Genomic DNA, 14,809 nt, shown 5'->3' with positions numbered 1-14,809 from the left:
AGGCCGCTGAGCAATCGGCGGCCTTTTGCGTGAGGAGATCTCAAAGTGGCAGAAGCAAAGCGTTTCGATAACTACATCAACGGCGAATGGGTTGCCGGTGGCGACTATTCGACCAACATCAACCCGTCCGAACTGACCGACGCCATCGGCGACTACGCCAAGGCTGATCTGGCTCAGGTCCACGCTGCCATCGACGCCGCCCGTGCCGCGTTCCCGGCCTGGTCCACGTCCGGCATTCAGGCGCGTCACGATTCCCTGGATAAAGTCGGTACTGAGATCCTCGCCCGTCGCGAAGAACTCGGCACCCTGCTGGCCCGGGAAGAGGGCAAGACCCTGCCTGAAGCCATCGGCGAAGTGACCCGCGCCGGCAATATCTTCAAGTTCTTCGCCGGCGAGTGCCTGCGCCTGTCCGGCGACTACCTGCCGTCGGTGCGTCCGGGCGTCAACGTTGAAGTCACTCGCGAAGCTTTGGGCGTGGTCGGTCTGATCACCCCGTGGAACTTCCCGATCGCCATCCCGGCATGGAAAATCGCCCCGGCCCTGGCCTACGGCAACTGCGTCGTGCTGAAACCCGCAGACCTGGTTCCAGGTTGCGCCTGGGCCCTGGCCGAAATCATCTCCCGCGCAGGCTTCCCGGCCGGTGTGTTCAACCTGGTGATGGGCAGCGGTCGCGTGGTGGGCGATGCACTGGTCCACAGCCCAAAAGTCGACGGCATCAGCTTCACAGGTTCCGTGGGCGTGGGTCGTCAGATCGCTGTCAGCTGTGTATCGCGCCAGGCCAAAGTCCAGTTGGAAATGGGCGGCAAGAACCCGCAGATCATTCTCGACGACGCCGACCTCAAGCAAGCGGTCGAGTTGTCAGTGCAGAGCGCGTTCTACTCCACCGGCCAGCGTTGCACGGCTTCCAGCCGCTTTATCGTCACCGCCGGGATTCACGACCAGTTCGTCGAAGCCATGGCCGAGCGCATGAAGTCGATCAAGGTCGGCCATGCATTGAAGGCGGGTACCGATATCGGTCCGGTGGTCTCGCAAGCGCAACTCGAGCAGGACATGAAGTACATCGACATCGGCCAGTCCGAAGGTGCGCGTCTGGTCAGCGGCGGTGGTCTGGTGACTTGCGACACCGAGGGCTACTTCCTCGCGCCAACCCTGTTTGCCGACAGCGAAGCTTCGATGCGCATCAGCCAGGAAGAGATCTTCGGCCCGGTGGCCAACATCGTCCGCGTCGCCGATTACGAAGCCGCGCTGGCCATGGCCAACGACACCGAGTTCGGGCTGTCGGCGGGCATTGCCACCACCTCGCTGAAGTACGCCAACCACTTCAAACGCCACTCCCAGGCCGGGATGGTGATGGTCAACCTGCCGACCGCCGGTGTGGATTACCACGTTCCGTTCGGTGGGCGTAAAGGTTCATCCTATGGATCACGTGAGCAAGGTCGCTATGCGCAAGAGTTCTACACGGTCGTGAAGACCAGCTACATCGGTTCGTAACAAGAAACACCGCGGTATTGGCAACGATACCGCGCCCCCTGTAGGAGCGAGCTCTGCTCGCGATGGTCTCGAGATCGCGAAGTTCAGCCTGATGCCCAGCGTCATCGTTGACGACCATCGCGAGCAAGCTCGCTCCTGCAAAGCACCGTTATTACCCGCATAAAAATAATCAGTGGGAGTACATCTACATGCAATCGACCCAGAAGCCGACTCACGTCCGCTATTTGATCCTGCTCATGCTGTTTCTGGTGACCACAATCAACTACGCCGACCGGGCTACCATCGCAATCGCTGGCTCCAGCCTGCAAAAAGACCTCGGCATCGACGCCGTGACCCTCGGCTACATCTTCTCCGCATTCGGTTGGGCCTATGTGGCCGGGCAAATCCCCGGCGGCTGGCTACTGGACCGTTTCGGCTCGAAAAAAATCTACGCATTGAGCATCTTCACCTGGTCGCTGTTCACCGTGCTGCAAGGCTTCGTCGGTGAATTCGGCATGTCCACGGCGGTGGTTGCGCTGTTCATGCTGCGCTTCCTGGTGGGCCTGGCTGAAGCGCCGTCCTTCCCTGGTAACGCCCGAATCGTTGCGGCGTGGTTCCCGACTGCCGAACGCGGTACGGCCTCGGCGATCTTCAACTCGGCGCAATACTTCGCCACCGTGCTGTTCGCTCCGCTGATGGGCTGGATCGTCTACTCCTTCGGCTGGGAGCACGTGTTCATCGTCATGGGTATCCTGGGCATCATCTTCTCGCTGGTCTGGCTGAAAGTGATCTACAGCCCGCGCGAACACCCACGGATCAACGATGCTGAGTTCAAGCACATCTCCGAAAACGGCGGCATGGTCGACATGGACCAGAAGGGCAAGAAGTCCGACGGTCCGAAGTGGGATTACATCCGCCAGTTACTGACCAACCGCATGATGCTCGGCGTGTACCTGGGCCAGTACTGCATCAACGGCATCACTTACTTCTTCCTGACCTGGTTCCCGGTGTACCTGGTGCAGGAGCGCGGCATGACCATCCTCAAGGCCGGTTTCATCGCGTCCTTGCCGGCAATCTGCGGCTTCATCGGTGGTGTGCTCGGCGGGGTGATTTCCGATTACCTGTTGCGCAAGGGCCATTCCCTGACCTTCGCCCGCAAGGCGCCGATCATTGCTGGCCTGCTGGTTTCCAGCAGCATCGTGGCGTGCAACTACGTGGACGTAGAATGGATGGTCGTCGGCTTCATGGCCCTGGCGTTCTTCGGCAAAGGCGTCGGCGCACTGGGCTGGGCCGTGGTGTCCGACACTTCGCCGAAGCAGATCGCCGGTCTGAGCGGTGGCCTGTTCAACACCTTCGGTAACATTGCTTCGATCACCACTCCAATCGTGATCGGTTACATCATCAGCTCCACCGGTTCATTCAAGTGGGCGTTGGTGTTCGTCGGTTGCAACGCACTGGTTGCGGTGTTCAGCTACCTGGTGATCGTGGGCCCGATCAAGCGCGTGGTGCTCAAAGAGCCACCAGCGAACGGTACTGAAGCCCCAGGCAAATTGTCTCAAGCGCATTCCTGAGGAGCGGTGTCATGCAGTTGATTGAACATTCCGACTCGCCGCGCTACATCCGCCTGCACGAGCGGGACAACGTAGTGATCGTGGTCAATGATCAGGGTGTACCGGCCGGCACCGAGTTTGCGGACGGTCTGGTTACCGTGGATTTCGTGCCGCAGAGCCATAAGGTCACCCTGGAAGACATTCCCGAAGGTGGCCAGGTGATTCGTTATGGCCAGGTCATTGGCTATGCCTTGCAGCCGATTCCCCGAGGCAGTTGGGTCAAGGAAGATCAACTGCGCATGCCGACCGCGCCACCGCTGGACAGCCTGCCGCTGTCCACCGACGTGCCGGCCGCGCAAGCACCGCTGGAGGGCTTCACTTTCGAGGGTTATCGCAACGCCGACGGCACCGTCGGCACGCGCAACATTCTCGGCATCACTACCACCGTGCAGTGCGTGACCGGAGTACTGGATCATGCGGTCAAGCGCATCAAGGACGAGTTGCTGCCCAAGTACCCGCACGTCGATGACGTGGTGGCGCTGACCCACAGCTACGGTTGTGGCGTGGCCATCACCGCCACCGACGCGTACATCCCGATCCGCACCGTGCGCAACCTGGCGCGCAACCCGAACCTGGGTGGCGAAGCCTTGGTGATCAGCCTGGGCTGCGAGAAACTGCAGGCCGGGCAAGTGATGCACGAGAACGACAGCTCGGTGGATTTGAGCGAGCCATGGCTGTACCGCTTGCAGGATTCCAGTCACGGCTTCACCGAGATGATCGAGCAGATCATGGAACTGGCCGAGACGCGCTTGAAGAAGCTCGATCAACGTCGCCGGGAAACCGTGCCGGCATCCGAGTTGATCCTGGGCATGCAATGCGGGGGCAGTGATGCGTTCTCCGGCATCACCGCCAACCCGGCGCTCGGCTATGCCTCGGACCTGCTGCTGCGCGCCGGTGCGACGGTGATGTTCTCCGAAGTCACCGAAGTGCGCGATGCGATTTATCTGCTGACCTCCCGCGCGGAAAATCAGGACGTCGCCCAGGAACTGGTGCGGGAAATGGACTGGTACGACCGCTACCTGGCCAAGGGCGAGGCGGATCGCAGTGCCAACACCACGCCGGGCAACAAGAAGGGCGGGTTGTCGAACATCGTCGAGAAGTCATTGGGCTCGATCGTCAAGTCCGGCAGCAGCGCGATCAATGGCGTGCTTGGCCCTGGCGAGCGTTTCAAGCGCAAAGGCCTGATTTTCTGTGCGACCCCGGCCAGCGACTTTGTCTGCGGGACGTTGCAGTTGGCGGCGGGGATGAACCTGCATGTATTCACTACCGGTCGCGGCACGCCTTACGGGCTGGCCATGGCGCCGGTGGTGAAGGTATCGACCCGGACCGAACTGGCGCAACGCTGGCCGGACCTGATCGACATCGACGCCGGGCGAATTGCCACCGGGCGCGCATCCATCGAAGATCTTGGCTGGGAGTTGTTCCACTACTATCTGGACGTGGCGAGCGGCAAGAAGCAGACATGGGCCGAGCAGCACAAGCTGCATAACGACATCACCTTGTTTAACCCGGCGCCGATCACCTAAGACCAAGTCGCCTTCATTGCGAGCAAGCTCGCTCCCACAGTGGATTTTCGCCGTGCATAAATTTTGTGTTCGGCACTGGAAAAATGTGGGAGCGAGCTTGCTCGCGATATCGGTCTAACAGACGCCAGGGGACTTGGTGGCTTATCATTAGCCCCCTAACGACGCCCACCCCCAAGGTCATCCCGGCATGCTGGCAATTTTCCTCGAAACCCTGAACATCACCGCGCCGGTGTTCGTCATGCTGTTTCTGGGGGTGCTGCTCAAGCGCATCGACTGGATCAACGACAATTTCATCCACACCGCGTCGGCATTGGTGTTCAACGTCACCATGCCGGCGCTGCTGTTTCTGGGCATCCTGCATGCCGACCTGCACGCGGCGTTACAGCCAGCGCTGCTGATCTATTTTTCCCTTGCGACCCTGGTGTGTTTTGCCATCGCCTGGGTTTGGGCGATCTGGAAGTGCCCGCGGGAAGATCGGGGGATCTACACCCAAGGTGCCTTTCGCGGTAACAACGGGGTCATTGGCCTCGCGCTGGCGGCAAGCATGTATGGCGACTACGGGATTTCCCTCGGGGCGATCCTCGCGGCGCTGGTGATCCTGTTCTACAACACGCTGTCGACCATCGTGCTGGCGGTGTACAGCCCGGTGATCAAGTCCGATCCGTGGAGCATCTGCAAAAGCGTGTTCAGCAATCCGCTGATCATCAGCGTGATTGCGGCTGCACCCTTCGCCTATTTCAAGATCGGCTTGCCCGGCTGGCTGGAAACCTCCGGTCAGTACCTGGCGCAAACCACGTTGCCGCTGGCGCTGATCTGCATCGGCGGCACGCTGTCGCTGGCGGCGCTGCGCAAAAGCGGTTCGATGGCGTTCAGTTCGAGCCTGGTGAAAATGCTCGGTCTGCCGATCCTGGCGACACTCGGTGCGTGGCTCTGGGGCTTCCGTGGTGCGGAGCTGGGGATTCTGTTTTTGTACTTCGGCAGCCCGACGGCAGCGGCCAGTTTCGTCATGGCCCGGGCGGCGGATGGCAATCATGAACTGGCGGCGGCGATTATCGTGATCACCACGTTGATGGCGGCGGTGACCACCAATATCGGGATCTTTTTGTTGCAGTGGGGTGGGTGGATTTAGCTTCCGGATTGTCGCTGTGCTTTAGGGCCTCATCGCGAGCAAGCTCGCTCCCACAGGTTTCTTTGTTGTTGATCAAATTCTATTCACACCGAAGACCCCTGTGGGAGCGAGCTTGCTCGCGATGGCGCCAGATCAGGCAGCCTGAATTTCAATGACTCACTCTGGCTTCTGGTAACTGTCGATCACTTCCTGCGCCGCCCGAAACGCATCAATCGCCGCCGGCACACCGGCATACACCGCGCAATGCAGCAGCGCTTCGCGAATCTCCTCCACGCTGCAGCCGTTGTTCAGTGCGCCGCGTACGTGACCTTTCAACTCCTGCGGGCACTTGAGTGCGGTCAGGGCTGCGAGGGTGATCAGGCTGCGGGTTTTCAGCGGCAGGCCTTCGCGATTCCACACGCCGCCCCAGGCGTGTTCATTGACGAAGTCCTGCAGCGGCTGGGTGAACTCGGTGGCGTTGCCCAGTGCGCGGTCGACGAAGGCGTCGCCCATCACTTGGCGGCGGACTTCAACGCCGGGTTTTGTATTCTCGGTCATGGGACTTCCTTCTTATGGTGTTGGCGACGCCAGGCGCGTAGTGACGTGAACAGCAAAAACGCTACCAGCGCTGGCAGGACGAATAACAGCATCAAGTGTTCCAGCTTGCCGGCCAGTGGCATGCCGGTGGTGAACGACACCACGTGCAGCCCATACGCCAGGTACAAACCCAGAAACAGCAGACCTTCGGCGCGGGTCACCCGATAGCCGGAGTAGAACACCGGCAGGCACAGCGCCGCGATGCCGAGCATCACCGGCAGGTCGAAATCCAGGGCGTTGGGCGACACCGACAGTGGTGACGGTGCCACGAGCGCCGTAAAGCCGAGCACGCCCAAGAGGTTGAACAGGTTGCTGCCAATCACGTTGCCCACGGCAATATCGCGTTCGCCGCGTATAGCCGCGATCAACGAAGTGGCGAGCTCAGGCAGTGAGGTGCTGACGGCGACGATGGTCAGGCCGATGATCCGCTCCGACAGCCCAAGGTCGGTAGCGACCGCAACGGCTGCCCCCAGCAGCAAGTGTCCGGCGTACACCAGCATCGCCAGTCCGGCGACGATCATCAGCAGGCTGCTCAGCCATGACGCCTGGCCGTTGTGATCATGGCTCGATACCGGGCGTGCCGAGTGTCGCGACTGACGCAGTAACAAGCCCAGGTAAATCGCCAGCGCCGTCAGCAACATCACGCCGTCGGCCCGGGTCAGTTCTTCATTCCAGGCGAGTACGAACACCAACAGGCTGGCGCCGATCATCAACGGAATATCCAGGCGCACCAATTGTCGGGAAACCCGCAGCGGAATGATCAGCGCAGACAACCCGAGGGTGACGAGGATGTTGAAAATGCTGCTGCCGATCACACTGCCGACGGCGATGTCGGCATTGTGCGCCAGGGTCGCTTGCAGGCTGACCGCCATCTGCGGTGCGCTGCTGCCGAGGGCGACGATGGTCAGGCCGATGATCAGCGGTCGTACGTGCAATCGCGCGGCGATGCGTACGGCGGCGCGCACCATCAATTCGGCGCCGACAATCAGCAGGAGCAATCCGCTGAGCAATTCGATCACGCTGATCAGGGGTAAATCGGCTAATCCGAAAATGGTCGGGGCTCCATCGGTCAGTCGTCGAGGGCTTGCACGCGAACCCGCGCGGTGCCGCTGCGCAGCATGCCCAGGCGCTCGGCGGCTTCCTTGGACAGGTCGATCAGGCGGCCCCGGGTGTGCGGCCCGCGATCATTGATGCGCACCACGCAGGATTTGTCGTTATTCAGATTGGTGACCTTCACCCGTGTACCGAAGGGTAGCTGGCGATGGGCGGCGGTCATGGAATTCATGTTGAAACGCTCGCCGTTGGCGGTGCGTTTGCCTTGGTGTTTGGCGCCGTAGTACGAAGCCACGCCGGTTTTGTCGTAGCCATGCGGATCGACGGTGTCGGTGCTGGCGCAACCGGCCAGGAGCGAAAGGAGGGCGCAAAGTCCAAGTAGACGCTTCATTTGAAAGCTTCCGAAAACAAATGTGGGAGCGAGCTTGCTCGCGATTGGCATTCTGACAGTCAACTTTGTGTTGAGTGCCGGACCGCTATCGCGAGCAAGTCGAATCGTCGCACCGTCGCTCCCACAGGGAATGGAGCCAGATTTTAGGGCTGGCTCCATTCTCATCAGCCTTCGAGCTTGCTTTTGAGCAGTTCGTTGACCTGTTGCGGGTTGGCCTTGCCTTTGGAGGCTTTCATGGCCTGACCGACGAAGAAGCCGAACATCTTGCCGCGCTTGGCTTCGTCTGCCGCGCGGTATTGTTCGACCTGCTCGGCGTTGGCCGCGAGCATTTCGTCCAGCACCGCCGAGATGGCGCCGGTGTCGGTCACTTGCTTGAGGCCGCGCTTGTCGATGATCTCGTCTGCGCTGCCTTCGCCGTTGGCCATCGCTTCAAACACCACCTTGGCGATCTTGCCGGAGATAGTGTTGTCCTTGATGCGCAGCAGCATGCCGCCCAGAAGCTCGGCGGAAACCGGCGACTCTTCGATGTCCAGACCTTGCTTGTTGAGCAGGCTGCCCAACTCGACCATCACCCAGTTCGCCGCCAGTTTGGCGTCGCCGCCGATGCTCGCGACTTTCTCGAAGTAATCGGCTTGCTCGCGGCTGGTGGCCAGCACACTGGCGTCGTAGACCGACAGACCGAACTGCTCCTGGAAGCGCTCGCGCTTTTGCGGTGGCAATTCCGGCAGGGTGGCGCGCACGTCGTCGAGGAAGGAGTTCTCGATGACCACCGGCAGCAGGTCCGGATCGGGGAAGTAACGGTAGTCGTTGGCTTCCTCTTTGCTGCGCATTGGACGGGTCTCGTCCTTGTTCGGGTCGTACAGGCGGGTCTGCTGGATCACCTTGCCGCCGTCTTCGATCAATTCGATCTGACGCTGGATTTCGCTGTTGATCGCCTTCTCGATGAAGCGGAACGAGTTGACGTTCTTGATCTCGCAGCGGGTGCCGAACTCGGCCTGGCCTTTCGGACGGATCGACACGTTGCAGTCGCAACGCAGCGAACCTTCGGCCATGTTGCCGTCGCAAATCCCTAAGTAACGCACCAGGGCGTGGATCGCCTTGACGTAGGCCACGGCTTCCTTGGCGCTGCGCATGTCCGGCTCGGAGACGATTTCCAGCAGCGGCGTGCCGGCACGGTTCAGGTCGATGCCGGTGGCGCCGCTGAATTCTTCGTGCAGGCTCTTGCCGGCGTCTTCTTCCAGGTGCGCGCGGGTGATGCCGACACGTTTGACCGTGCCGTCCTCGAGGGCGATGTCCAGGTGGCCCTTGCCGACGATCGGCAGCTCCATCTGGCTGATCTGGTAGCCCTTGGGCAAATCCGGGTAGAAGTAGTTTTTACGGGCGAACACGTTGTGCTGGCCGATCTCGGCGTCAATCGCCAGACCGAACATCACCGCCATGCGCACCGCTTCCTGGTTCAGCACCGGCAATACGCCCGGCATGCCCAGGTCTACCAGGCTGGCCTGGGTGTTCGGCTCGGAACCGAAGGTGGTGGAACTACCGGAAAAGATTTTCGACCGGGTGGTGAGCTGGGTATGAATCTCCAGCCCGATCACGACTTCCCATTGCATGTGTGTCTCCTCAGAAGCCGGTTGGGGTGCGGGTGTGCCAGTCAGTGTTCAACTGATACTGGTGGGCAACGTTCAACAGGCGACCTTCCTGGAAATACGGAGCGAGCAATTGCACGCCGACCGGCAGGCCGTCGACAAAACCGGCTGGCATCGACAGGCCGGGCAGGCCTGCGAGGTTGGCGGTGATGGTGTAGACGTCTTCCAGGTACGCAGCGACCGGGTCGCTGTTCTTGGCGCCAAGCTTCCAGGCCGGGTTCGGCGTGGTTGGGCCGAGGATGATGTCGACCTCATTGAAGGCGGCCATGAAGTCGTTCTTGATCAAGCGACGAATCTTCTGCGCCTTCAGGTAGTAGGCGTCGTAGTAACCGGCGGACAGGGCGTAGGCACCGACCATGATCCGGCGCTGCACTTCTGTCCCGAAACCTTCGCCACGGGAGCGCTTGTACAGGTCTTCCAGGTTTTTCGGGTCTGCGCAACGGTAGCCGAAACGTACGCCGTCGAAACGCGACAGGTTGGAGGACGCTTCCGCCGGGGCGATCACGTAGTACGCAGGAATCGCGTGCTGCATGTTCGGCAGGCTGATTTCCTTGACCACGGCGCCGAGTTTTTTCAGCTCTTCGACGCTGGCCATGACCAGGTCGGCAATGCGCGGGTCGAGACCGGCGCTGAAGTACTCTTTCGGCACACCGATACGCAGGCCTTGCAGCGAACCGTTGAGGCTGGCGCTGTAGTCCGGCACGGGCTCATCGATGCTGGTGGAGTCGTTCGGATCGAAGCCGGCCATACCTTGCAACAAAATCGCGCAGTCTTCGGCAGTGCGCGCCAACGGGCCGCCCTGATCGAGGCTGGAGGCGTAAGCGATCATGCCCCAGCGCGATACGCGACCGTACGTCGGTTTCAGGCCGGTGAGGTTGGTCAATGCTGCTGGCTGGCGGATCGAGCCGCCGGTGTCGGTGCCGGTAGCCGCAGGCAACAGACGAGCGGCCACCGCGGCGGCCGAACCACCGGACGAACCACCCGGAACGTGTTCCAGGTTCCACGGGTTTTTCACCGCGCCGTAGTAGCTCGACTCGTTGGCCGAACCCATGGCGAATTCGTCCATGTTGGTCTTGCCCAGGGTCACGGCGCCGGCAGCGGCCAGCTTGGCGACGACGGTGGCGTCGTACGGGGCCTTGAAGTTGTCGAGCATCTTCGAGCCGCAGCTGGTGCGAATGCCCTGGGTGCAGAACAGGTCCTTGTGGGCGATCGGCGCGCCGAGCAGGGCACCGCTCTCACCATTGGCCCGGCGGGCGTCAGCGGCTTTCGCCTGCGTCAGCGCCAGGTCTTCGGTGAGGCTGATGAAACTGTTGAGCTGCGGGTCGAGCTGGGCGATGCGCGCCAGCAGGACCTTGGTCAGCTCTTCGGAGGAAAACTTTTTATCGGCGAGTCCGCGGGCGATCTCGGCCAGAGTCAATTGATGCATTGCAGGCTCTTTCCCTATTAGTCGATGACTTTCGGAACCAGGTACAGGCCGTTTTCGACCGCTGGTGCGATGGACTGGTAGGCCTCGCGGTGATTGGTCTCGGTCACGACGTCTGCGCGCAGGCGCTGGCTGGCTTCCAGTGGGTGGGCCAGCGGTTCGATACCATCGGTATCGACCGCCTGCATTTCGTCGACCAGCCCGAGAATGCTGTTAAGGGCCGAAGTGATGTGTGGAAGATCGGCATCATTAAGGCCAAGGCAGGCCAGATGAGCGATTTTTTCCACGTCGGAGCGTTCAAGCGCCATTGGGATTCTCCAGTGGAAAACAAAACGGACGGCGTCCGTGTGTTAGATTGTCGGAACACTACCGCACTTCTACGGTCATAAGGCCGCGATTGTGGGGCTTGGTGCACAGAAAAGCGGCCAATTTAACATATTGGCGCCTTGCCCAAAATCCCTGTCGTTGTTAGAGTTTGCCGCACTTTTTTACCCACGCGTTGCCTAGGGTCCCTTTCCCATGTTCAAGAAACTGCGTGGCATGTTTTCCAGCGATCTTTCCATTGACCTGGGCACTGCCAACACCCTTATTTACGTGCGCGAGCGCGGTATCGTCCTGAATGAGCCCTCCGTTGTGGCCATTCGGACACACGGTAACCAGAAAAGTGTCGTTGCTGTCGGCACCGAAGCCAAGCGCATGCTGGGTCGTACGCCGGGCAACATTGCTGCCATTCGTCCGATGAAAGACGGCGTGATCGCCGACTTCAGCGTGTGCGAAAAAATGCTGCAGTACTTCATCAACAAGGTTCACGAAAACAGCTTCCTGCAGCCTAGCCCACGCGTGTTGATCTGCGTTCCATGCAAATCCACCCAGGTTGAGCGTCGTGCCATCCGTGAATCGGCCCTTGGCGCCGGTGCCCGTGAAGTGTTCCTGATCGAAGAGCCAATGGCCGCTGCGATCGGTGCCGGCCTGCCGGTTGAAGAAGCTCGCGGTTCGATGGTCGTGGATATCGGTGGCGGTACCACTGAAATCGCGCTGATCTCCCTGAACGGTGTGGTTTACGCCGAATCCGTACGTGTGGGCGGCGACCGCTTCGACGAAGCGATCATCACCTACGTACGTCGCAACTACGGCAGCCTGATCGGTGAATCCACCGCCGAGCGCATCAAGCAGGAAATCGGTACCGCGTATCCGGGCGGCGAAGTTCGCGAAGTCGACGTTCGCGGCCGTAACCTGGCCGAAGGCGTTCCACGCGCATTCACCCTGAACTCCAACGAAGTGCTGGAAGCTCTGCAAGAGTCCCTGGCAACCATCGTTCAGGCCGTGAAAAGCGCCCTGGAGCAATCGCCTCCGGAGCTGGCTTCCGATATCGCCGAACGTGGCCTGGTACTGACCGGTGGTGGCGCCTTGCTGCGTGACCTGGACAAATTGCTGGCCCAGGAAACCGGTCTGCCGGTGATCGTTGCCGAAGACCCGCTGACCTGCGTTGCTCGCGGCGGTGGCCGTGCATTGGAAATGATGGATAAACACACCATGGACCTGCTTTCCAGCGAATAAGTCGCCGGATTGCCTCTATGCTGTTGAGCGCGCAGGCGGCACTTTGCAGTGCTGCCTGTTCGCGTTTATCTTCTGTCAGTCTGCATCCAGGCCGGATTGCTGCCGTATGAATAAACAGAACATTTGCCTGGGAGGAGCGGCTTATTAAACCGCTTTTCACCAAGGGCCCTTCACTTGGCGTGCGCCTGTTGGTGCTGGTCGTGCTATCGGTCGCGCTGATGGTGGTCGATGCCCGTTTCAGTCTGCTCAAGCCTGCACGCAGCCAGATGTCGCTGGTGCTGATGGACGCCTACTGGATCACCGACCTGCCCGGACGACTGTGGGAAGGCGTTGCCAGTCAGTTTGGCAGCCGGACCGAACTCGTCGCCGAAAACGAAAAACTCAAGACCGAGAACCTGCTGTTGCAGGGGCGCATGCAGAAGCTTGCCGCCCTGACCGAGCAGAACGTTCGGCTGCGCGAGTTGCTCAACTCTTCGGCCCTGGTCAACGAGAAGGTCGAAGTGGCCGAGTTGATCGGCATGGACCCCAACCCCTTCACCCATCGCATCATCATCAATAAAGGTGAGCGCGATGGCGTAGTCCTCGGTCAGCCGGTACTCGATGCCCGTGGCCTGATGGGGCAGGTGGTCGAGTTGATGCCCTACACCTCCCGCGTCTTGCTGCTGACCGATACCACCCACAGCATTCCGGTGCAGGTGAACCGTAACGGTTTGCGGGCGATTGCCAGCGGCACCGGTAACCCGGAACGTCTCGAGTTGCGGCATGTGGCCGATACCGCCGACATCAAGGAGGGCGACCTGCTGGTCAGCTCCGGCCTCGGTCAGCGTTTCCCGGCGGGTTATCCGGTGGCGACGGTCAAGGAAGTGATTCACGATTCCGGCCAGCCGTTTGCCATTGTCCGCGCCGTTCCGACCGCCGCCTTGAACCGTAGCCGTTACCTGTTGCTGGTGTTCAGCGACAACCGGACTGCCGAAGAGCGCGTCAACGCTGCCGCCCAGGCCCAGGAAAGCCTGGATGCGCAGGGCGGTGGGCCGATCATTCCATCGACGGTTCCGAAACCGGTCAGCCCCGCGATCCCCGCGATCCCCGCTGCACCGGCCGCCGCACCGGCGATTCCTGCGACGGCGGCACCTGCGGCCACCGCGCCAGCCAAGCCAACCACCACGCCAGCCAAGCCTGCGGCCGCGACTAAACCGCCGGCGGCGCAACCCGCTGCCGCGAAGCCTGCCGCCAAACCGCCAGTGTCCGCGCCGGCCACTCCAGTGGGGAGAGAATAATGGGCGGTGTGAAAGCATCCCGAAACGGCTGGATAGTCTGGCTGACGTTCGCCGTCGGTCTGCTGTTGAGCGTTTCGCCTCTGCCGCAATTCATGGAAATCCTGCGCCCGCTGTGGCTGGCGTTGTTGCTGGCATTCTGGGCGTTGAACCTGCCGCAGACCGTCGGGATGGTGACGGCGTTTTGCCTGGGGCTGGCTGAAGACGTGCTCTACGGTACCTTGCTGGGTCAGAATGCCTTGATCCTGACGCTCATCACCTATCTGGTGCTGGCGCTGCAGCAGCGCCTGCGGATGTTCCCGATGTGGCAACAGAGCCTGGTGATCCTGGTGATCTTCGGCCTCGCCCAGCTTGTACAACTGTGGCTCAGTGCCTTGACCGGCAATCGTCAGCCGACGTTGGCGCTGGTGCTGCCGGCACTGGTCAGTGCGCTGCTTTGGCCTTGGATCAGTTTCGGTTTGCGCGGACTGCGTCGACGCTACAAAATCAATTAATTCGCTCAGGCATTGGACAGGGAGAGGTCTTGATGAAACGGTTGTACCTCGCCTCTGGTTCGCCGCGTCGACGTGAATTGCTCACGCAGATCGGCGTTGCGTTCTGCGCCGTCAGTGCGGACATCGATGAAACTCCTTTAGCTCAAGAATCCCCATCGGCCTACGTCGAGCGTCTGGCGCGCGGCAAGGCCGAGGCCGGGCGCGGCGGCGTCGTGTCTGACGAACCATTCTGCGTGCTCGGTGCCGATACCGCCGTGGTGCTCGATGGAAAAATTCTCGGCAAACCGGTTGATCAAGCGGATGCGTGCGCCATGCTGACGATGCTGTCAGGGTGTGAACATGAAGTCCTGACCGCGATTGCCGTGCTCGATGGCGGACGTTGCGAGTCCCGGGTTGTCACCAGCCGGGTACGTTTTCGAGATATCAGTCGTGAGGAAGCCGCAGCCTACTGGGCCAGCGGCGAACCACGGGACAAGGCGGGCGGTTATGGCATTCAAGGACTGGGTGCGGTGTTTGTCGCCGGGCTCGATGGAAGTTATTCAGCGGTGGTCGGACTACCGCTTTGCGAAACCGCGGAACTGCTCGGCCATTTCGGCATACCCTGTTGGCAACCCCGGAACGCACACCAAGCAACGTTCTGAACAGATGCGGCCATTATCG

14 protein-coding genes are annotated in these 14,809 nt (G+C 60.9%); 8 read left to right on the top strand and 6 right to left on the bottom strand.

Features of this window, described 5'->3' with window-relative positions:
• The first annotated feature begins 45 nt into the window (after positions 1-45).
• The 4 genes from AC1RDQ_RS27710 (at position 46) to AC1RDQ_RS27695 (ending at position 5,735) form a co-directional block, all read left to right on the top strand.
• Complete coding sequence (locus AC1RDQ_RS27710; protein ID WP_489847680.1) at positions 46-1,491, top strand: aldehyde dehydrogenase family protein; 1,446 nt, start codon at positions 46-48, stop codon at positions 1,489-1,491.
• Positions 1,492-1,679: 188 nt separating this feature from the next.
• Complete coding sequence (locus AC1RDQ_RS27705) at positions 1,680-3,041, top strand: MFS transporter (protein ID WP_057716439.1); 1,362 nt, start codon at positions 1,680-1,682, stop codon at positions 3,039-3,041.
• Positions 3,042-3,052: 11 nt separating this feature from the next.
• On the top strand, positions 3,053-4,606 hold the full coding sequence (gene garD, locus AC1RDQ_RS27700; protein ID WP_057716438.1) for a galactarate dehydratase: 1,554 nt from the start codon (positions 3,053-3,055) through the stop codon (positions 4,604-4,606).
• Between the two features lie 187 nt (positions 4,607-4,793).
• A complete protein-coding gene (locus AC1RDQ_RS27695; protein WP_150812817.1) occupies positions 4,794-5,735 on the top strand; it encodes an AEC family transporter in 942 nt (313 codons plus the stop codon).
• Positions 5,736-5,891: 156 nt separating this feature from the next.
• Here AC1RDQ_RS27695 and AC1RDQ_RS27690 read toward each other — a convergent pair whose 3' ends face one another.
• The 6 genes from AC1RDQ_RS27690 to gatC all read right to left on the bottom strand — a co-directional run bounded on the left by AC1RDQ_RS27690 (position 5,892) and on the right by gatC (position 11,132).
• Positions 5,892-6,272, bottom strand: a complete 381-nt coding sequence (locus AC1RDQ_RS27690) for a carboxymuconolactone decarboxylase family protein (RefSeq protein ID WP_492588670.1) — start codon at positions 6,270-6,272, stop codon at positions 5,892-5,894.
• Positions 6,269-7,330, bottom strand: a complete 1,062-nt coding sequence (locus AC1RDQ_RS27685; RefSeq protein ID WP_492588668.1) for a calcium/sodium antiporter — start codon at positions 7,328-7,330, stop codon at positions 6,269-6,271. The genes AC1RDQ_RS27690 and AC1RDQ_RS27685 overlap by 4 nt, the downstream gene beginning before the upstream one ends.
• A 50-nt stretch (positions 7,331-7,380) precedes the next feature.
• Positions 7,381-7,755 (bottom strand): septal ring lytic transglycosylase RlpA family protein, encoded by a 375-nt coding sequence (locus tag AC1RDQ_RS27680; protein ID WP_008051680.1) that lies wholly within the window; start codon positions 7,753-7,755, stop codon positions 7,381-7,383.
• A gap of 164 nt (positions 7,756-7,919) precedes the next feature.
• Positions 7,920-9,365, bottom strand: coding sequence for an Asp-tRNA(Asn)/Glu-tRNA(Gln) amidotransferase subunit GatB (gene gatB, locus AC1RDQ_RS27675; RefSeq protein WP_090453075.1), 1,446 nt, complete (start codon positions 9,363-9,365; stop codon positions 7,920-7,922).
• A 10-nt stretch (positions 9,366-9,375) separates the two neighbouring features.
• Complete coding sequence (gatA, locus tag AC1RDQ_RS27670) at positions 9,376-10,827, bottom strand: Asp-tRNA(Asn)/Glu-tRNA(Gln) amidotransferase subunit GatA (protein WP_057398872.1); 1,452 nt, start codon at positions 10,825-10,827, stop codon at positions 9,376-9,378.
• 17 nt (positions 10,828-10,844) lie between these two features.
• Entirely contained in the window at positions 10,845-11,132 is a 288-nt protein-coding gene (gene gatC / locus AC1RDQ_RS27665) for an Asp-tRNA(Asn)/Glu-tRNA(Gln) amidotransferase subunit GatC (RefSeq protein WP_003221657.1), read from the bottom strand.
• A gap of 211 nt (positions 11,133-11,343) precedes the next feature.
• Between gatC and mreB the strand changes: the two genes are divergently transcribed.
• From mreB to AC1RDQ_RS27645, 4 genes are all read left to right on the top strand, one after another.
• On the top strand, positions 11,344-12,381 hold the full coding sequence (mreB, locus tag AC1RDQ_RS27660; protein WP_002555108.1) for a rod shape-determining protein MreB: 1,038 nt from the start codon (positions 11,344-11,346) through the stop codon (positions 12,379-12,381).
• A 191-nt stretch (positions 12,382-12,572) separates the two neighbouring features.
• Positions 12,573-13,658 (top strand): rod shape-determining protein MreC, encoded by a 1,086-nt coding sequence (gene mreC / locus AC1RDQ_RS27655; RefSeq protein ID WP_492588682.1) that lies wholly within the window; start codon positions 12,573-12,575, stop codon positions 13,656-13,658.
• The gene (gene mreD, locus AC1RDQ_RS27650; protein ID WP_007970244.1) at positions 13,658-14,149 is read left to right on the top strand and encodes a rod shape-determining protein MreD; all 492 of its coding nucleotides are present in this window, start codon (positions 13,658-13,660) and stop codon (positions 14,147-14,149) included. The genes mreC and mreD overlap by 1 nt, the downstream gene beginning before the upstream one ends.
• A 32-nt stretch (positions 14,150-14,181) precedes the next feature.
• Positions 14,182-14,790, top strand: coding sequence for a Maf family protein (locus tag AC1RDQ_RS27645; RefSeq protein WP_057716431.1), 609 nt, complete (start codon positions 14,182-14,184; stop codon positions 14,788-14,790).
• Positions 14,791-14,809 lie beyond the last annotated feature (19 nt).

The organism is Pseudomonas sp. GW823-FHT02E01 (assembly GCF_058797535.1).
Note: the sequence above shows the minus strand (reverse complement) of the source record. Positions and strands in the feature narration are given on the sequence as shown.